Origin of the sequence: Muricoccus radiodurans (genome assembly GCF_050154705.1) — a bacterium.
Taxonomy (GTDB): domain Bacteria; phylum Pseudomonadota; class Alphaproteobacteria; order Acetobacterales; family Acetobacteraceae; genus Roseomonas; species Roseomonas radiodurans.
On record NZ_CP189561.1, the window covers coordinates 1,053,525 to 1,069,740 of the forward strand.

21 protein-coding genes are annotated in these 16,216 nt (G+C 71.9%); 12 read left to right on the top strand and 9 right to left on the bottom strand.

All coding sequences use genetic code 11. The features are described from left to right. Window positions 1-60: 60 nt before the first annotated feature. From ACP6CK_RS05160 to ACP6CK_RS05170, 3 genes are all read left to right on the top strand, one after another. The gene (locus ACP6CK_RS05160; protein ID WP_426957813.1) at window positions 61-1,263 is read left to right on the top strand and encodes an MFS transporter; all 1,203 of its coding nucleotides are present in this window, start codon (window positions 61-63) and stop codon (window positions 1,261-1,263) included. A 164-nt stretch (window positions 1,264-1,427) separates the two neighbouring features. Then, complete coding sequence (locus ACP6CK_RS05165) at window positions 1,428-1,883, top strand: hypothetical protein (RefSeq protein ID WP_426957814.1); 456 nt, start codon at window positions 1,428-1,430, stop codon at window positions 1,881-1,883. Window positions 1,884-1,890: 7 nt separating this feature from the next. Further along, on the top strand, window positions 1,891-2,634 hold the full coding sequence (locus ACP6CK_RS05170) for a DUF6065 family protein (RefSeq protein WP_426957815.1): 744 nt from the start codon (window positions 1,891-1,893) through the stop codon (window positions 2,632-2,634). Between the two features lie 109 nt (window positions 2,635-2,743). On the opposite strand, the gene ACP6CK_RS05175 is transcribed toward ACP6CK_RS05170, so the two are convergent. The 3 genes from ACP6CK_RS05175 to ACP6CK_RS05185 all read right to left on the bottom strand — a co-directional run bounded on the left by ACP6CK_RS05175 (window position 2,744) and on the right by ACP6CK_RS05185 (window position 4,979). Beyond that, window positions 2,744-3,346: a hypothetical protein gene (locus ACP6CK_RS05175; RefSeq protein ID WP_426957816.1), complete on the bottom strand. Its 603-nt coding sequence runs from the start codon at window positions 3,344-3,346 to the stop codon at window positions 2,744-2,746. A gap of 143 nt (window positions 3,347-3,489) precedes the next feature. After that, on the bottom strand, window positions 3,490-4,197 hold the full coding sequence (locus tag ACP6CK_RS05180) for a pirin family protein (protein ID WP_426957817.1): 708 nt from the start codon (window positions 4,195-4,197) through the stop codon (window positions 3,490-3,492). A 122-nt stretch (window positions 4,198-4,319) separates the two neighbouring features. Continuing rightward, the gene (locus ACP6CK_RS05185; RefSeq protein WP_426957818.1) at window positions 4,320-4,979 is read right to left on the bottom strand and encodes a LirA/MavJ family T4SS effector; all 660 of its coding nucleotides are present in this window, start codon (window positions 4,977-4,979) and stop codon (window positions 4,320-4,322) included. Window positions 4,980-5,191: 212 nt separating this feature from the next. Between ACP6CK_RS05185 and ACP6CK_RS05190 the strand changes: the two genes are divergently transcribed. Next, window positions 5,192-5,698, top strand: coding sequence for a DUF2243 domain-containing protein (locus ACP6CK_RS05190; protein ID WP_426957819.1), 507 nt, complete (start codon window positions 5,192-5,194; stop codon window positions 5,696-5,698). Continuing rightward, window positions 5,695-5,868 (top strand): hypothetical protein, encoded by a 174-nt coding sequence (locus ACP6CK_RS05195; RefSeq protein WP_426957820.1) that lies wholly within the window; start codon window positions 5,695-5,697, stop codon window positions 5,866-5,868. The genes ACP6CK_RS05190 and ACP6CK_RS05195 overlap by 4 nt, the downstream gene beginning before the upstream one ends. A gap of 22 nt (window positions 5,869-5,890) precedes the next feature. Here ACP6CK_RS05195 and ACP6CK_RS05200 read toward each other — a convergent pair whose 3' ends face one another. Beyond that, on the bottom strand, window positions 5,891-6,259 hold the full coding sequence (locus tag ACP6CK_RS05200) for a winged helix-turn-helix transcriptional regulator (protein ID WP_426957821.1): 369 nt from the start codon (window positions 6,257-6,259) through the stop codon (window positions 5,891-5,893). 112 nt (window positions 6,260-6,371) lie between these two features. Between ACP6CK_RS05200 and ACP6CK_RS05205 the strand changes: the two genes are divergently transcribed. The 5 genes from ACP6CK_RS05205 (at window position 6,372) to ACP6CK_RS05225 (ending at window position 11,249) form a co-directional block, all read left to right on the top strand. After that, window positions 6,372-7,379, top strand: coding sequence for a zinc-binding alcohol dehydrogenase family protein (locus ACP6CK_RS05205; protein ID WP_426957822.1), 1,008 nt, complete (start codon window positions 6,372-6,374; stop codon window positions 7,377-7,379). 130 nt (window positions 7,380-7,509) lie between these two features. Then, window positions 7,510-8,181 (top strand): RraA family protein, encoded by a 672-nt coding sequence (locus tag ACP6CK_RS05210; protein ID WP_426957823.1) that lies wholly within the window; start codon window positions 7,510-7,512, stop codon window positions 8,179-8,181. A 5-nt stretch (window positions 8,182-8,186) separates the two neighbouring features. Continuing rightward, on the top strand, window positions 8,187-9,269 hold the full coding sequence (locus tag ACP6CK_RS05215) for an Ldh family oxidoreductase (RefSeq protein ID WP_426959874.1): 1,083 nt from the start codon (window positions 8,187-8,189) through the stop codon (window positions 9,267-9,269). 100 nt (window positions 9,270-9,369) lie between these two features. After that, window positions 9,370-10,335, top strand: a complete 966-nt coding sequence (locus ACP6CK_RS05220) for a Bug family tripartite tricarboxylate transporter substrate binding protein (protein ID WP_426957824.1) — start codon at window positions 9,370-9,372, stop codon at window positions 10,333-10,335. Between the two features lie 5 nt (window positions 10,336-10,340). Further along, window positions 10,341-11,249, top strand: coding sequence for an NAD(P)-dependent oxidoreductase (locus ACP6CK_RS05225; RefSeq protein ID WP_426957825.1), 909 nt, complete (start codon window positions 10,341-10,343; stop codon window positions 11,247-11,249). Between the two features lie 17 nt (window positions 11,250-11,266). Here the strand turns inward: ACP6CK_RS05225 and ACP6CK_RS05230 are convergent, their stop codons facing one another. The 5 genes from ACP6CK_RS05230 to pdxH form a co-directional block, all read right to left on the bottom strand. Then, window positions 11,267-11,413 (bottom strand): hypothetical protein, encoded by a 147-nt coding sequence (locus ACP6CK_RS05230; protein ID WP_426957826.1) that lies wholly within the window; start codon window positions 11,411-11,413, stop codon window positions 11,267-11,269. Next, window positions 11,410-11,532, bottom strand: a complete 123-nt coding sequence (locus tag ACP6CK_RS05235; protein ID WP_426957827.1) for a hypothetical protein — start codon at window positions 11,530-11,532, stop codon at window positions 11,410-11,412. Before ACP6CK_RS05235 ends, ACP6CK_RS05230 begins: the two co-directional genes overlap by 4 nt. Window positions 11,533-11,627: 95 nt before the next feature. Next, window positions 11,628-12,503: a universal stress protein gene (locus ACP6CK_RS05240; RefSeq protein ID WP_426957828.1), complete on the bottom strand. Its 876-nt coding sequence runs from the start codon at window positions 12,501-12,503 to the stop codon at window positions 11,628-11,630. 154 nt (window positions 12,504-12,657) lie between these two features. Next, entirely contained in the window at window positions 12,658-14,139 is a 1,482-nt protein-coding gene (locus ACP6CK_RS05245) for an AAA family ATPase (protein WP_426957829.1), read from the bottom strand. After that, window positions 14,136-14,678, bottom strand: a complete 543-nt coding sequence (gene pdxH, locus ACP6CK_RS05250; RefSeq protein WP_426959875.1) for a pyridoxamine 5'-phosphate oxidase — start codon at window positions 14,676-14,678, stop codon at window positions 14,136-14,138. Before pdxH ends, ACP6CK_RS05245 begins: the two co-directional genes overlap by 4 nt. A 236-nt stretch (window positions 14,679-14,914) precedes the next feature. Between pdxH and fabI the strand changes: the two genes are divergently transcribed. After that, the gene (gene fabI, locus ACP6CK_RS05255; RefSeq protein ID WP_426957830.1) at window positions 14,915-15,763 is read left to right on the top strand and encodes an enoyl-ACP reductase FabI; all 849 of its coding nucleotides are present in this window, start codon (window positions 14,915-14,917) and stop codon (window positions 15,761-15,763) included. 73 nt (window positions 15,764-15,836) lie between these two features. Next, entirely contained in the window at window positions 15,837-16,067 is a 231-nt protein-coding gene (locus ACP6CK_RS05260; protein WP_426957831.1) for a hypothetical protein, read from the top strand. Window positions 16,068-16,216 lie beyond the last annotated feature (149 nt).

Genomic DNA, 16,216 nt, shown 5'->3' on the forward strand with positions numbered 1-16,216 from the left:
CGCATGGCTCGCGGCTCTCGCCCGCGGTAGACCGGATGGCACATCGCGGGAGCCGTCATCGTGCAGGGTCGGGCCATCGCCATCCTCCTCGGCTTCGCCGTGGTCTGCGCGGCGCTTTCCATGGGGCTGCGGCAATCCTTCGGGCTGTTCCTCGCGCCCATGACGGCGGCCCAGGGATGGTCAGCCAGCGGCTTCGCCCTGGCCATCGCCGTCCAGGTGCTCGTGAACGGCTTCACCCAGCCGATCTTCGGGCAGATCGCGGACCGGATCGGCGGGCGGTTCGTCGTGATGGGGGGTGCGGTCCTGTACGCCATCGGCATCGCGGGCATGGCGCTGGCGGACAGCCTGGCGGTCTTCACCTTCTTCGCGGGCGTGGTGATGGGGGCGGCGGTGGCCGCTGCGGGGATGCCGGTCATCGTGGCGTCGCTGACCCGGCAGTTGCCGGAATCCATGCGCGGCCGCGCGGCGGGGCTGGGGACGGCGGGGTCGTCCTTCGGGCAGTTCCTGGTGGTGCCGCTGTCGGGCGTCGCGATCTCCGGCTTCGGGTGGCAGTGGGCGCTGCTGGCGATGTCGGCGGCGGCGCTGCTCATGATCCCGCTGGCGCTGCCCCTGGCCGGGAAGCCTGCGCCGAAGCCGGCAGGGGCGGGAACCGAGCAAACCGCGAAGCAGGCGCTGTCGCTGGCGCTGCGGTCCCGGATGTTCTGGTGCCTGTTCTTCGGGTTCTTCGTCTGCGGGGTGCACGTGTCGTTCCTGGCGGTGCACATGCCCGGCTTCGTCGTGACCTGCCATCTGCCGGCCTATGTCGGGGCGGGCGCGATCTCCCTGATCGGGTTGTTCAACGTGATCGGCTCCCTGGGTGCGGGAGAGCTGGCGCAGAGGTGGAAGCGGCGGGAGCTGCTGGTGCTGATCTACGGCTTTCGGGCCCTGGTCATGACGGTGTTCTTCCTCTCGCCGAAGACGGTGACGACGGTGCTGATTTTCTCGGCGCTGATGGGGATCCTGTGGCTCTCGACCGTGCCGCCGACGATCGGGCTCTGCGCGCGGCTCTTCGGGACGCGGTGGCTGGCGACGATCTTCGGGCTGGTCTTCCTGGGGCATCAGGTCGGGGGGTTCGTGGGCGCGTATATGGGCGGCGTGGTGTTCGACCGGACGGGCAGCTACGACGCGATGTGGGTTTTCAGCATCGCGGCCGGGGTCTTTGCGGCGCTGATCCACCTGCCCCTGCGCGAACCCGTGTCGCGGGCGGTTCCAGCGGCGGCCTGAGCGGCTGTCGCGCCCGGGACCGCCGGGCGAGGGCCATTGGCCGGGGCATCTGCCCGTCGCGGACAACCTTGTGTATCGGCGTGCCCGGCGGGGTGGACAGGCGGCGTGTCCTCCCCTTTTCTGCCCCCTCTTCAGGGTGCGTGACGGTCGAAGGAGTGCGGCGCATGTGGCGGAAAATGGTTCTCGTGGCGGCGCTGCTGTCCCCCCTGGCGACGGCGGACGCGCAGCAACAGCCGGCGCAGGCGGCGCCGCATGCCTGGCTGTGGGGGACGTGGACAGGCGGCATCTTCCCGGCGAACGACACGGAGGGCGCGGCCTGCTTCGGGCAGCCGGTCATCATCTTCACGCGCGACGTGATCATGCGGATCTCGCCGCTGGAGGTCGCCTACCGGCAGCGGCTGATCGAGACGGTGGCGGGCGGGCCGGAGGGCGTGGAGTTCCGGCTGGCGCCGGCCGCGGCGTCCATCGGACCGCTCGGTGGGCGGCTGCCGCCGGACAGCGCCTTCGGCTGTGCCAACCCGAATAACCTGCGGGTGGAGCGGCGCGGGCCGAACGAGATCGTCTTTCCGAACTGCAACGAGTTCCCCTCCCCGCTGCGGCGCTGCACGACGGCGCGCTGAGCGCGCCTTGGCGGAGGAGGCGCCGATCCGGCTGGTCGCGCACCGGCTGGACGGGCCGGCGCCGGTGCTGCGGCCGGCGCCGAGCCGCCGCGCTTGGATGGACGCCTCGCCGCAGGGCTTTGCCCATCGCTGCCTGCCGCTGACCATCGCCAACGCCCATGGCTGGGAGGTGGTGGGCGAGTGCGGCTTCGAGGCCTGGTGGAATGGTGGCGACGCGCCCGGCGACGTCACGGTGCGGGTGGACCGGCCTGGGCGGCCGGAGCCGGTCGGGCATTTCGGCGCGGGCGTGCTCACCTTTCACATCGACGCGTTGTTCCGGACCGATCCCGGCATCAGCCTGTGGGTCTCCGGGCCGCCGAACGCACCGAAGGACGGGATCGCGCCGCTGACCGGGATCGTGGAGACGGACTGGTCGCCCGCGACCTTCACGATGAACTGGCGCTTCACCCGGGCGCGGCATCCCGTGCGCTTCGCGCCGGGGGAGCCGATCGCCTTCCTGTTCCCGATCCCGCGGAACCTGATCGGGCGGGTGCGACCGGAGATGCGGGGCATCGGGGAGGATCCGGCGCTGGAGGCGGCGTATCGAAGCTGGAGCGCGGGCCGGAGCGCCTTCAACGCGGGGCTGAAGGAGCCGGGGAGCGAGGCGTGGTCCCAGGGATGGCAGCGTGGATATCACCGCGGGCGGATGCAGGGGGCCTCGGCGGAAGGGCACCTGACGCGGGTGGCAGCGCGGCCCTTCGAGGAGGGATAGCGGCCGCCTTACTTTCGTGTCCGGGGACGTCTCGGGCTTCGTGCGGTCTAACAGGATGTTGCTCGCCGTTTCGCCTTACTTCCTTACTTTCTTACATCCTGCTCGGCGCTCAGGTTCGGAAGATCGGGCCGACGCCGGGCGGGAGGTTGCCGTTGCGGCGAAGCGAGTCGGCGATCTCCACGGCAACGGCATAGGCGTTCACGAGGGTGGCCTCAGCCCCATGGGGCGAGGCGATGGCGGTCATGCGGATCTTCGCGACGCTCCCCTCGATCCGGCTGAGGCAGACGACCTCCGCCAGGGCGAGCGGGGCGACGGCCATGGCGCCGCAGAGAAGCTCCGCGCCGCCGGGATGGCGGATGGTGGTCTCGGCCGGGCGGTCCGCGAGGCCGCCCCGGGATTGTACGGTCAGCGCCATGGCCTGGATCGAGCGGAGGAACTCCTCCCGGATGCCGCGGCCAGCGATGCCGTCGGGCTCGCGCTCGCCGCCGGGATCGGAGGTGAGGAAGACGCTCGTGTAGCTGCCATCCTCGGCGCGGTACCGGGCAATGAGGTTCGGTGCGGGCTCGCCGATCGGGCCGCGGCTCTGGTCGGCGACGCGGTCGGGAAGGCGCGCCGCGAGAACCTGGACGGGGGCGGCGGCCTCCGAGGCCGCCTGCTCCTCCGCAGTGCAGGCGGCGAGGAGCAGGAAAGCGGCGAGGAGTGGTCGGCGCATCCCCGTGAGCCTAGTGACGCAACTGCTGCGTGTCACCGGGCCGGGGGTGCGCGGAGGGCGCCGACCCGTTCAAGATTCGGCGGACGGGACGACCGCGCGAAGATAGGAATATCTACCCTCTTCGCGCGGCCTCGGTCAAGCTGTCAGGCGGCGACCTCGACGAGCACGACCTCCGCCGCGTCCTCGGCGGTGACGCGCAGCTCCGCCTCGTCCCGGATGGCGGCGCCGTCGCGCTCGGACACCGGCGTGCCGTTCACGGTGACGCGGCCCTTGGCCGGCACGAGATAGGCGGCGCGGCCCGGCGCGAGCGTCAGCGTCGCGGTCTGTCCGGCGGCGAGCGTCGTCGCGAGCACGGCGCCGTCCGCGTTCAGGCGCAGCGCGTCCGTCTCCGCATCGGCCGGGCGGCCGGAGGCGAGAAGCTCGAAGCCGCCATGGCCCTTCGCCTTCGGGAAGCTCTTCGCGCCCCAGCGCGGCGCCTCGCCGGAACGGTCGGGGACGATCCAGATCTGGAAGATCTTCGTCGTCACCGGCTCCAGGTTGTACTCGGCGTGCACGATGCCGCTGCCCGCGGACATGATCTGCACGTCGCCGGCCTCGGTCCGCCCCTCGTTGCCGAGGGAGTCGCGGTGGGTGATCGCGCCCTCCCGGACATAGGTGATGATCTCCATGTCGCGGTGGGGATGCGCGTCGAAGCCGGTGCCGGGCGCGATCTCGTCGTCGTTCCAGACGCGCAGGCGGCCCCAGTTGCTGCGGGCCGCGTCGCGGTAGGAGGCGAAGGCGAAGTGGTGGCGCGCGTTCAGCCAGCCATGGTTGGCGTGGCCGAGGGTTCCGAAGGGGCGAACGTCGATCATGGGAAGGGTCCCGGCCCCGGGGATATGTCCGGTGGCCCGGGCGTGAAGTTGGGCCGCGGAGGCGGCGCGCGCCAACAGATGCGCGGGATGGCGGTGATTGCGCGGGTGAATGGCGCCCGGTGCTACCAGCGCATGCGAGCGTAGAGGGCGCTGTGGCGGGCCTGGATGTAGCCGCGCAGGTATTCCGGCCTGGTCCCGTCATCGCTGGGGTAGGAGGCGTCGAAGACGTCGTCCCACACGGATTCGAAGAGGCGGCCCACCTTCTCCGCGCCGGTGTTGAGCTTCCAGCCCGCGGCCATGCGCTGCCGGGCGTTGTCCGTGAGGAGGCGTGCGTTGGCGGCGCCGAGGTTCCCGTAAAGCTCGCCGATGAACTTGGTGGGGCCGAGGCGATGATGCGCGCGCTCGTTCCACTGGCCGACCAGCGTCCATTGCACGCGGTGGGAGAGGACGCCGTGATCCGCGTCGCCGGCGCCGAGGTCGATCATGCCCTGGCGCTTGATGAGGAAGAGCCAGAACTTGCTCGCCTTCACGAGGTCGTCCTTCACCGTGATGGTGACGGGATGGGGAGAGAAGCCGAAGCGGACCTCCTCCGCGGTCAGGTAGTCCCGGAAGGCGGCCTGGCTCATGCCGGTGGTCGCCTGCTCCAGGCGGAGGAGGCCGTCGCGGACGCTTCGCTCGTCGCGCAGGAATTCGTGGATGCGGTGGTAGCGATCCGCGTAGAGGAGGTTGGGATAGCGCGCGAGGCTGAGCGGCGCGCTCGCGTTCCAGGGATTGTTGGCCATGGCACGCGCCTCCCTGCGCCCGGGTTCACGTTTCCGGATGTAGCGCGCGGGGCGAAGGTGATTCCATCGCGGCTACCCGTCAGATGTGTCTCGTCCGTCGCGCGGGCGTAACGGGACACTCTGCTGCGGTGTTCCGCGGATGGATGGCCGCGTGCGGGGAACCTTGGCGGACCGGCGGTGTTGGACCGGCGGCAAAGCGGCGGGCGTTCCCGATGCAAACTGAGCCTTCAGCGCGGCGCTTCCCCGTCTCGGCGGGCATCCTGTTCGGGCTGGGCCTGGGCGGGTTTTTCGATGGGATCGTGCTGCATCAGGTCCTGCAGTGGCACCACATGCTCAGCAGCTGGTATCCGATCAACACGATCGAGAACCTGAAGCTGAACACGCTCTGGGACGGGATGTTCCACAGCGCGACCTACCTCTTCGTCGTGGCGGGGCTGTTCGTGCTGTGGCGTTCCGCGCATCGGCGACACCTGTTCTGGTCCAACCGGCTGCTGGTGGGGACGATGCTGATCGGGTTCGGCGTGTTCAACGTGGTGGAGGGGATCGTGGACCACCAGATCCTCGGCCTGCACCACGTGAACGAGGTGGTGCCGCGGGAAGAGTGGCTGGTGTGGGACCTTGGATTCCTGGCCTGGGGGGCAGCGATGATCGCGGTCGGCGGGGTGCTGACGCGGCGGGGGATGCGGGCGACGCGCGTGGCCCAGGAGACCGGACCATGAGGGCGATGGCCTGGATGCGGACGCGGCCCGGAATCGCGCTGGTGTGGATCGGCTTCGTGGCGGCGACGTCGCTGGCGACGATGCCGGTCTGGGGGCCGGTGGCCTTCGGCCGCGAGCCGGGCTGGGAGGATTTGATGGCCCTCTCGGCCTGGTGCCTCGGGCGGGGGTGAGCGGACGCGGCGCCGGGCGAGGCTACTCGGCGGCCTGGGGTGGGGCGGAGGTAACGTGATGCCGCTGCATCCAGGCCTCTCCCCAGGTTTTCAGGGCGGCGAGCACGGGTTCGAGGCTGCGGCCTGACGCGGTCAAGGCGTATTCCACGCGGGGCGGGACCTCGGCGTAGACGGTGCGCGCGACGAGCCCGGCCTCCTCGAGTTCCCGAAGCTGCTTCACGAGCATCCGCTGGGTGATGCCGTTCAGGCGGCGTGCGAGGGCGTTGAAGCGGAGCGTGCCGTCCAGGAGGTGGAAGAGGATCACCGCCTTCCACTTGCCGTCGATGAGGTCGAGCGTGGCCTCCACCGGGCAGCCGGGGGCACAGTCGTAGCGGCGGCGCTTCAGGGGCATGGGGGTGGTATCCGGACGGGCACTATGGGTCCGTTTTTGCCGTATGGCCCTCCGACGCGTCCACCCCCAGTCTGAGGTCCGAGGGGCGGCGTGCCCCGCTTGAGGAGTTGCCATGAAGGCCATTGGGTATCGCGCCTCGCTGCCGGTCGAGGACGCGGAATCGCTGATCGCGTTGGACCTGCCGGTGCCGGAGCCGGGGCCGCGGGACATGCGGGTTGCGGTGCGGGCCGTGTCCGTGAATCCGGTGGATGTGAAGCAGCGGGCGCGCGCCGCGCCGCCGCCGGGCGAGGCGCGGGTGCTGGGCTTCGATGCGGCCGGTGTGGTGGAGGCGGTCGGGGCGGAGGTGTCGCTGTTCCGACCGGGGGACGAGGTCTTCTATTCCGGCGTGATCAACCGGCCCGGGACGAATGCGGAGTTCCATCTGGTCGATGAGCGGATCGTCGGGCGCAAGCCGACCTCCATCGGCTTCGATGCGGCCGCCGCGATCCCTTTGACGGCGATCACCGCTTGGGAGCTGCTGTTCGACCGGCTGGGCGTCCGGCGCGGTGGCGGGAGCGGGACGCTGCTGGTGATCAACGGGGCGGGTGGCGTCGGGTCCATCCTGACGCAGATCGCGCGGAAGCTGACGGGACTGACGGTGGTCGCCACGGCGTCCCGGCCGGAGAGCGTGGCCTGGTGCCGGGAGATGGGCGCGCATCACGTGATCGATCACCGGCAGCCGCTGGACGAGGCGCTGACGGCCCTCGGCCTCCCGGCGGTGGAGTATGTCGCCAGCCTGACGGCGACGGACAAGCACCTGCCCGCGATCGGCAGGTCGGTGGCGCCGCAGGGGAAGATCGCGCTGATCGACGATCCCGCCTCCCTCGACATCGTGCCTCTGAAGCGCAAGGCCGTGTCGGTGCATTGGGAGCTGATGTTCACGCGGCCGCTCTTCGGCACGCCCGACATGATCGAGCAGCACCGCCTGCTGCAGGAGGTGTCGCGGCTGGTGGATGAGGGCGTGCTGCGGACGACGATGACCGAGAATGCAGGGCGGATCGACGCGGCCGGGCTGCGGCGCGTGCACGCGAAGGTCGAGAGCGGGCGCAGCATCGGCAAGACGGTGCTGGAGGGGTTCTAGGCCCCTCCCCGGCCGGCTCTCTTTACACGAGCGGGGGGCCGGCCTTTCCTGCCGGCGACGGCGGGCGGGGGCGTCGGGCGCGGCTTGCGCCTCGGCTGTTCCGCGCCCGCAGGGCAGGAGGAACGCCTGGATGGCCATCGGCCTACGCATCTCGGAGCAACGGCGCGCGGCGGAGGACGGGCTGATCGCACGGGCCTCGCGGCTGCCGGTCGCGAATATCGGCGACGTGATGAATCGGATGCAGGCGATGCGAGGGGGCTTCCTCTGCTATGGCGGGCGGAAGACGATCGTGGGCCATGCGCTGACGGTGAAGGCGCGACAGGGCGACAACCTCTTCCTGCACCGGGCGATCGACCTGGCGCGGCCGGGCGACGTGATCGTCTGCGACGGCGCGGGCGACATGGTGAATGCCCTGGCGGGCGACCTGATGATCGGGCACGCGGTCAGCCGCGGCGTCGGGGCGCTGGTGATCGACGGCGCCGTGCGGGACATCGCGCAGCTGCGGGACATGGACATCGGGGTCTGGGCGCGGGGCACGACGCCCGGCGGGCCGTGGAAGGATGGACCGGGAGAGATCGGGTATCCCGTGGCCTGCGGCGGGCAGGTGGTGATGACGGACGACCTGATCGCGGCGGACGAGGACGGGATCGTCGTCATTCCCTCGGCGGCAGCGGCGGAGGTCATCGCGGCGGCGGAGGCGCATGCGGCGAAGGAGAACGAAACCACGGCGGCGATCGCGAAGGGTGGCTGGGACCGGAGCTGGGTGACGAAGACGCTGGCGGAGAAGGGGCTCGGCTCTTGAGGCTGGTGGCCGCCGATCGGGTGCGGCGGCAGATCCTGGGCGTGCTGGGCGCCTGGGGCATGCCGTCGGACCTGGCGGAGACCACCGCGGAGGCGATGGTCGAGACCGATCTGATGGGCATCGACAGCCACGGGCTCTCGATGCTGATGATGTACGAGGGGATGCGGCGCGCGGGGCAGCTGGATCTCTCGGCGCGGCCCAAGGTGGAGCTGGACGCGGCGGCGACGGCGCTGGTGGATGGTGGCGCGAACCTCGGTCATCCTGTGGCGGTCTTCGCGATGCGGCTGGCGGTGGAGAAGGCGAAGGCGGCCGGGATCGGGGCGGTGGGGGTGCGGAATTCCCATCACTTCGGCGCGGCGGGGCATTACGCGAGGATGGCGTCGTCCGCCGGCGTGATCGGGTTCATCACGTCGTCCGCGCGAACGGTGCTGATGGTGCCGACGCGGGGGGTGATGCCGTTGCTCGGGGCGAATCCGATCGCCTTCGCGGCGCCGGCGCTGCGGCACCGGCCGTTCGTGCTGGACATCTCCACCACGACGGTCGCGGCGAACAAGGTGAAGGTCTACGACCTGAACAACAAGCCGATCCCGGGTGGCTGGGTGGTGGATGCGGCCGGCGAACCGGTGACGGATTCGGCGCGGGCCATGGAGATCATCTTCAAGGAGCCGGGCGGCGGCGTGACGCCGCTGGGCGGGACGGAGGTGACGGGCGGGCACAAGGGATACGGGCTGGGAGTGATGGTGCAGATCCTCTCGGCGACGCTCACCGGGGCGGCGTTTGGGCCCATCCGGAACCGGACGCAGCGACCGGACGAGCCGGACAATGTCGGTCACTTCTTCCTCGCGATCGATCCGAAGGCGTTTCGGCCGGCGGGCGGCTTCTCGGAGGAGCTGGACGCGATGATCGACGTGCTGCGGGAGACGCCGGCGTCCGACGCTGCGAAGCCCGTGCTGGTGGCGGGAGATCCGGAGGCGGCAGAGCGGGCGCGGCGGTTGGAGGCGGGCATTCCGGTGCCGCCGGCGCTGGAGGGGCACATCCGCGACATCTGCGGGCGCTGCGGGGCGCGGTACGAACTGAGCGACGACTAAGTCGGGGGCGATGCGTCCGGCCGGTCAGGGCGCCAAACAGACAAGAAGAGATGGGGTCCGGGGGAATGCTTTCCCCCGGACTTGCCTGGGGAGGAACGGGATGATCGCGACGACGCGGCGGGTGGTTCTGGGCGGTGTGGCAGCGCTGTCCATGCCGGGCGTGGTGCGAGCGCAGCTTCGGTGGGCGCCGACGCGGCCGATCCAGCTGATCGTGGGCTTCGCGCCCGGCGGGGGCAGCGACATCATCGCGCGGACGATCGCGGAGGCCTGCACCCCGCTCTTCCCGGTGCCGCTGGTCGTGGTGAATCGGCCCGGCGCGGGCGGGGCGCTGGCGGCGGAGCAGGTGGCGCGGGTGGCACCGGACGGGCACACGCTGATCATGGCCGGCGGCAGCGAGAGCACGTCTCTGCCCGCGCACCGCGAGGTGCCGTATGATCCGAAGCGTTCCTTCCGGGCGGTGATCCGGCTGACGCGGAACACCCATCTGCTGTCGTGCAAGGGCGGGGCATCGCCGCGCTTCCCGGACCTGCATGCGGCGGTGGCGGCGGCGAAGGCCGATCCGGGCGGGCTGCCGCACGGCTCCTCGGGGATCGCGACGCTGTCCCACTCCATCTTCATCCTGCTGTCGCGGAAGGCGGGGACGGAGTTCCTGCACGTGCCCTACAACGGCGGCGGGCCGGCGTTGCAGGCACTGCTCGCGGGGCAGGTGGCGCTGAACGTGAACGCGTCGGACGAGCTGGGTGGGATCGCGACCTCGGGCGAGCTGAAGCTGCTCGCGGCCGCGGCGGCTGAGCGGTCTCCGGGCTATCCCGACGTGCCGACGATGCGGGAGCTGGGCTACGACATCGTGGCCGACAACATGAAGGGCTGGGTCGGGCCGGCGGGGATGACGGACGAGATGACGTCGTACCTGCATGACCGCTTCCGCGAGGGAATGCGGTCGGCGACCTGGAACCGGTTCACCGAACGGCTGGGCGAGGCGGACGGCTATGCCGACGGGCCCGGTTTCCAGCGGGACATGGACGGGCTGCTGGACAGCATCCGCGCGGCGATTCGAGGGGGTTGATGGGCATGCAGACGATCGCGCCGCCGGCGGCGGTGAGCTTCATCGGGATGGGCGTGATGGGGGCGGCCATGGCGGCCAACCTTCTGCGTGCGGGATTCACGGTGACCGTTCAGAACCGCAGCCGCGGCAAGGCGGCCGCGCTGGAAGCCGCGGGCGCGCGCTGGGCGGAGACGCCGGCGGCGGCGGCGGAGGGCGCGGTCTGCGTCTGCCTCTGCGTGCCCGATACGGCGGACGTGGAGGCGGTGCTGTTCGGGCCGGGCGGCGTGGTCGAGACGGTGGCGCGCGGGGCCATCGTGATCGACTTCTCGACCATCGCCGCGGTGCAGACCGCGGGCTTTGCGGCACGGTTGCTGGCGGAGCGCGGGGCGGTGCTGCTGGACAGCCCTGTCTCCGGCGGCCCGGGCGGAGCGAAGGACGGGACGCTCACCTGCATGGTGGGCGGCGATGCGGAGGCCTTCGCGGCGGTGCGTGCGGTCTTCGAGGCGGTGGGGAAGACGATCACGCATCTCGGCCCGTCCGGCGCGGGTCAGGTGTGCAAGTCGGCGAACCAGCTGCTGGTCGCGGTGACGCTGCAGGCGGTGTCGGAGGCGTTGGCGCTCGGCCGGAAGGCGGGGCTCGACCCGGAGACGATGCGGGGGGCGCTGATGGGCGGCTCGGCACGCTCCTTCGTGCTGGAGAACCACGCGAAGCGCATCATCGCCGGCGTGACGGCGCCGGGGTTCCGGACGGAGCTGATGCGCAAGGACCTGCGGCTGGCGGCGGCGGCCGTGCGGGACCACGGGGTCTTCGCGCCGGCCACGGCGATGGCCTCGCAGATGCTGGAGGCGCTGGTGAACGCCGGGCGGGAGGGGCAGGACGCCTCGGTGCTCGGCGGGTTCGTCGCAGAGCTGTCGGGGGTGCGCGCGGGCGACTGAGGCCGGCGCGCGGCGGATCAGCTTCGGTCGTTCGCCCTTCTCGCGGCGGCGACGGCGATTACCGTGCCGGCGGCGGCCAGCGCCGCGCCCGCCGCGATGTGCGTGGCGAGGATCGCGGCGCCGTGCATCGCGAGCAGCGGCAGGCGGAAGGGGTTGAGGATCACCGGCCCCTCCCCCTCGCGCTGTGGCGGGCCAGGGCCATTCCGGCGACGAGCGCGAGACCGAGCGGCGCGCCGAGCATCAGGCCGGTCGTGGCGAGGGCGATGGAAAGCGAGAGCGGCATGGAGACCTCCTGCCGCGCCACTTGGCCGCGCCGCGCCAACCGGCAAGCGGCCGCTCACGCTTCTGTCAGCGGCTCCCGCATCGGGCGTGCCGGGATCAGCGGCACATCATCACGGGCATGTCCGCATTCTCCAGCACATGCCGCGTCACGCCGCCGAGGATGAGCTGGCGGATGCGGGAGTGGCTGTAGGCGCCCATGCAGAGGAGGTCTGCGTTGAAGTCGCGGGCGGCGCCGAGGAGGCCGGCGCCGACCTCCCGCGTGATGGGCTTGAACTCCACCGCCTCGGCCTGGATCGAGTGCCACTTCAGGTAGTTCAGGATGCCCGTCACTTGCGGCCCGCGGCGCTGGTAGTCGGGAGAATGCAGGACCCGAACGGCCTCCGCGCGATGCAGCCAGGGGAGCGCGGCGGCGATGGCGGCCGCGCTCTCGGCCGTGCCGTTCCAGGCGCAGCACACGCGCGTGCCGATCGTCGCGGGGGCCTGGCGCGGGGCGATCAGGACGGGGCGGCCGCTGTCGAAGAGCACGGCGTGCAGCGCGTCGGAGGAGGAGACGTCCTCCCCGGCCTCGGGATGCGGGACGATCGCCATGTCGTAGAGGCGGGACATCTGGGCGACCGTGTCCTCCTCCCGCCCCGGGACGCTGGCGAAGGACAGGGTGGTGGCCTCGGCCTTCTCCGCTTCCTCCGCGGTCGGGGCGAGGACGACGTCCTTGCCGTCCACGAAGCGGTCGAAGAGGGCGCGGACGCGGGTCGCGCGGTCCCCGCTTTCTCGTTCCGTGGCGGCCATCATCTCCTCGATCATGGCGCCGGACAGGCCCTCCCCCGCCAGCGGCGCCACGTCGCGGGCATCGACCCGGACGTGGATGCAGTGGACGTGCGAGTGCCAGATATGCGCCGTCATGACGGCGGTCTGCAGGGCGGCCTCCCCCGAGGCGGTGCCGGTCAGGGGGAGGAGGATGCGGCGATAGGCCATGGTGCGTTCCTCCGATGGGGGAGCGATTCGAGGCAACTCAAGCATGTTTGGCCCGGGGCGCGGCATTGCAATTGCGCCACGCCGGCGCGGGTCGGGGCGGTGGCAGCCGGTTCCGCCACCCAGGATGGCGCGGGCGGCGGGGTGGAATCCGCCGCTACCGCTCCCGCAGTTGGGCGAGGGAGAGGGCGGCTTGCAAGGGGTCCGCGGCGGCGTCCAGCCGTGGCCAGGTGATCGTTCCGACCTCGACGCGGGCCGCGGCCTCCATGACCGCTGCGGTGGCATCCGACGCATCGCCCTGCCGGGCGTCGAGGCGGGCACGCAGGATGTCGCGCGGGGCTTCGAGCCAGAGGCCGGTGAACGGGACGCCGGCGCGAGCGGCGGAGGCCTCGATGCCCGCGCGCATGGCGGGGTTCAGGAACGTGGCGTCCGTGACGACGGCGTGGCCGGCGCGGGCCGCGCTCTCCGCCTGGGCGAAGAGGAGGTCGTGGACGAGGGCGCTGTTCTCCGGGGAGTAGGCTTCGGCCGGAAGTCCGGTCTCGGGCGGAAGGCCGGCGAGGCGCTTGCGGATCTCGTCGGTGCGGAGGTGCAGCGCGCCGGGGGCGGCGCCGAGGATCGGCGCGAGGCGGCGGGCGAGATGCGTCTTGCCCGTGCCCTGGAGGCCGCCGATGGCGACGATGCGGGGGGGCGCCGGACCGAGGTGAGATTCGGCGTCCGAGAGAAAGGCGTGCGCCATCTCCTGCGCGTCGGGCAGGCGGGCGAGGCAGTGGGCGCGGATGAGCGCGCGGGTCGAGAGCCAGAGCGGAAGCGCCGTGACCAGCTCCGTGTCGCCGGTGCGGGCGATGGCGCGGTTCATCACGCGGTTGGCGGCGTCGCGGCCGCAGCGGCGGAGGAGGTCGGCCAGGAGGAAGGCGAGGTCGTAGCCCGTGTCGATGGTCGCCAGCGCCTCGTCGAATTCGAGGGCGTCGAAGGCCGTGGGGCGGCCCGTCCAGAGGACGACGTTGCCGAGGTGCAGGTCGCCGTGGCCGCGGCGGAGGAAGCCCTGCCCGGCGCGGCGGGCGAGGAAGGGTGCCAGACGGCGGCGGGTGGCCTCCGCAGCGCGGCGCCAGGCGACGACCCGCTGGGCGGGCAGGCCCGCGGAGAGGGCGGCGCGGGCGTTGCCGCGCAGCACCGCGGCGAAGCGGGCGGGGGCGTCCACATCGGGCACCACGGGACAGGCGGCGGACAGGGCGGCGAAGGCGTCGCCGAGCGCGTCCTGCATCGCGGGGGTGATGCCGCCGGCCGCGGCGACCGCGTCCAGCACGTCCTCCGGCGGGAAAGGCGCCATCTCGAGCACCCATTCGCGGGACCGCGGATCATCAGCCGGGACCAGCCGGTCGGCGCCGGCCGGAATGCCGTGGACGGCGCGGTAGAGTCCGGGGGCGGCAGGGGCGTTCAGCTCCAGCTCGCGCTCGGCGTAGCGGCGCCGGGCCTCCGGGGCGGTGAAGTCGAGGAAGCCGAGGTTCACCGCCTTCTTCAGCTTGAGCACGCGGTCACGGCCGACGAAGACGGCGGAGACATGGGTTTCGACGGGCGCGTCGCTGCCCGTCAGGCGGGCGAGCAGCGCGGCGGCGGCCGCCTGCTCCGCCGGGACGGTCACGGGTAGAGTCGGCCCGTGGTCCAGCCGGTGCCCGCCCGGGTGAAGACGAGACGGTCATGCCGGCGATAGGGCATGTCCTGCCAGAACTCGATGCGCTCCGGGATCACGCGGAAGCCGCCCCAGTGCGGCGGGCGGGGAACGTTCTCATCGGGGTGCATCGCCTCGTACTCGGCGATCCGGGCCTCGAAGGTCGCGCGGTCCGGCAGGGGGCGGGACTGGATGGAGGCGAGGGCCGCGATGCGGGAGCCGCGGGCGCGGGAAGCGAAATAGGCGTCCGACTCCGCCGCGCTCGTGCGCTCGACCCGGCCCTCCACCCGGACCTGGCGGCGCAGGGACTTCCAGTGGAGGCAGAGGGCGGCGCGAGGGTTGGCGAGAAGCTCGTCGCCCTTCCGGCTCTGCTCGTTCGTGTAGAAGGTGAAGCCCCGGGCATCGAATTCCTTCAGCAGCACCACGCGGACGGAGGGGACGCCGTCCGGCGTGCAGGTCGCGACCGACATGGCGTTCGGGTCGTTCGGCTCGGATGCCGTGGCGTCCTTCATCCAGGCCTCGAAGAGGGCGAGCGGGTCGGCGACGTCGGGGATGCCGTTCGCGGCCGCACCGGCGCCCGCGCCGGGGTGGGTGTCAGGGGTCATGGGTCGGGCCTTCCGGGGGCTGGGTGCCCCCCGTGGGGGTTGTCCGGGTGGGGCCGGTGTGCCACCCCTCCCGGCCGGTCGCAACGTGACAGGCGCCCCGGCCGGTGGGCCGGCGCGCGGGCCGCGGAGGTGGGGACGTCCCGATGAACGACAGCGTGCAGGAGAGCGCCGCGCCCGTGCAGGGCACGCTGATGGCGGGCAGGCGCGGGCTGGTGATGGGGGTGGCGAATGACCGCTCCATCGCCTGGGCCATCGCGCAGGCTGCCGCGGCACAGGGGGCGGAGATCGCCTTCACCTATCAGGGCGAGGCGCTGGAGAAGCGGGTGCGGCCGTTGGCGGCGAGCGTGGGGTCGGACCTGCTGGTGCCGTGCGACGTGAGCGACGAGGCGGCGATCGACGCGGCCTTCGACGCGGTGGCGGCGCGCTGGCCGAAGATCGACTTCCTGGTCCATGCGATCGGCTTCGCGGACAAGCAGTATCTCCGTGGGCGGTACCTGGACACGCCGAAGGCGGCGTTCCTGCAGGCGATGGACATCTCCTGCTACTCCTTCGTGAGCACGGCCCGGCGGGCCGCCGCGATGATGGAAGAGGGCGGGTCTCTGCTCACCCTCACCTATCTCGGCGCCGAGCGGGTGATGCCGCACTACAACGTCATGGGCGTGGCCAAGGCCGCGCTGGAGGCGAGCGTGCGCTACATGGCCGCCGACCTGGGCGACCGCGGCATCCGCGTGAACGCGATTTCCGCGGGACCGATCAAGACGCTGGCGGCCAGCGGGATCGGCGACTTCCGCTACATCCTGAAGTGGAACCAGCTCAACGCGCCGATGCGGCGGAACGTCGGACTGCAGGAGGTGGGCGGGGCCGGGCTGTATTTCCTGTCGCCGCTCTCGGGCGGCGTCACGGGCGAGGTGCACCACGTGGACTGCGGGTATCACGTGGTGGGCATGAAGCACCCGGACGCGCCCGACATCGCGGTCGCGAGTGGCAACTAGGGCCGCGACGGCGCTTCTGCTGCTCTCCGGCTTCGTCGGGACGCAGGGCGCCGCCGCGGACGATGGATGCCGCGTGACGGTTCCGGTCCGGGCAGGCGTTCTCGATGACGAGGACCTCCGGCGGCAGGCGCGCGAGCGTTGCCGGCCGGGCGTTTTGATCTCCGTCCACGCGCATCGCGGGACCACGGTCCGTCGCGATGCCGCCGCTGCCGTGGTCTGCGAGGGCGGGCTCTTCGACGAGGTGTTGATGGACGGGACGCCCTGGCTGGCGCGCTGCCGGTACCGGGCGGCTGCCCTTCCCTGACGTCCAGGGCTGGCGCGGCGCGTCGGGCGGAATGCAAGCGGTCGGTGGGTCTGAGCGAAGCGCCCGCGGTGCTCTGGTCCGGGTGGGCGGCGGCGTGGTAGGCGCGGCGCGTCCGGGAGGTGCGCGCGGCGATGACGGTGCTCGATCGG

Bases quoted from the DNA above. Each gene is read 5' to 3' on its own strand.
- ACP6CK_RS05200 (WP_426957821.1), bottom strand. From the start codon at position 6,259: ATGCCCCTGAAGCGCCGCCGCTACGACTGTGCCCCCGGCTGCCCGGTG.
- ACP6CK_RS05225 (WP_426957825.1), top strand. From the start codon at position 10,341: ATGCAGACGATCGCGCCGCCGGCGGCGGTGAGCTTCATCGGGATGGGC.
- ACP6CK_RS05175 (WP_426957816.1), bottom strand. From the start codon at position 3,346: ATGCGCCGACCACTCCTCGCCGCTTTCCTGCTCCTCGCCGCCTGCACT.
- ACP6CK_RS05185 (WP_426957818.1), bottom strand. From the start codon at position 4,979: ATGGCCAACAATCCCTGGAACGCGAGCGCGCCGCTCAGCCTCGCGCGC.
- pdxH (WP_426959875.1), bottom strand. From the start codon at position 14,678: ATGAAGGACGCCACGGCATCCGAGCCGAACGACCCGAACGCCATGTCG.
- ACP6CK_RS05205 (WP_426957822.1), top strand. From the start codon at position 6,372: ATGAAGGCCATTGGGTATCGCGCCTCGCTGCCGGTCGAGGACGCGGAA.
- ACP6CK_RS05195 (WP_426957820.1), top strand. From the start codon at position 5,695: ATGAGGGCGATGGCCTGGATGCGGACGCGGCCCGGAATCGCGCTGGTG.
- fabI (WP_426957830.1), top strand. From the start codon at position 14,915: ATGAACGACAGCGTGCAGGAGAGCGCCGCGCCCGTGCAGGGCACGCTG.
- ACP6CK_RS05190 (WP_426957819.1), top strand. From the start codon at position 5,192: ATGCAAACTGAGCCTTCAGCGCGGCGCTTCCCCGTCTCGGCGGGCATC.
- ACP6CK_RS05210 (WP_426957823.1), top strand. From the start codon at position 7,510: ATGGCCATCGGCCTACGCATCTCGGAGCAACGGCGCGCGGCGGAGGAC.
- ACP6CK_RS05165 (WP_426957814.1), top strand. From the start codon at position 1,428: ATGTGGCGGAAAATGGTTCTCGTGGCGGCGCTGCTGTCCCCCCTGGCG.
- ACP6CK_RS05220 (WP_426957824.1), top strand. From the start codon at position 9,370: ATGATCGCGACGACGCGGCGGGTGGTTCTGGGCGGTGTGGCAGCGCTG.
- ACP6CK_RS05180 (WP_426957817.1), bottom strand. From the start codon at position 4,197: ATGATCGACGTTCGCCCCTTCGGAACCCTCGGCCACGCCAACCATGGC.
- ACP6CK_RS05235 (WP_426957827.1), bottom strand. From the start codon at position 11,532: ATGCCGCTCTCGCTTTCCATCGCCCTCGCCACGACCGGCCTGATGCTC.
- ACP6CK_RS05240 (WP_426957828.1), bottom strand. From the start codon at position 12,503: ATGGCCTATCGCCGCATCCTCCTCCCCCTGACCGGCACCGCCTCGGGG.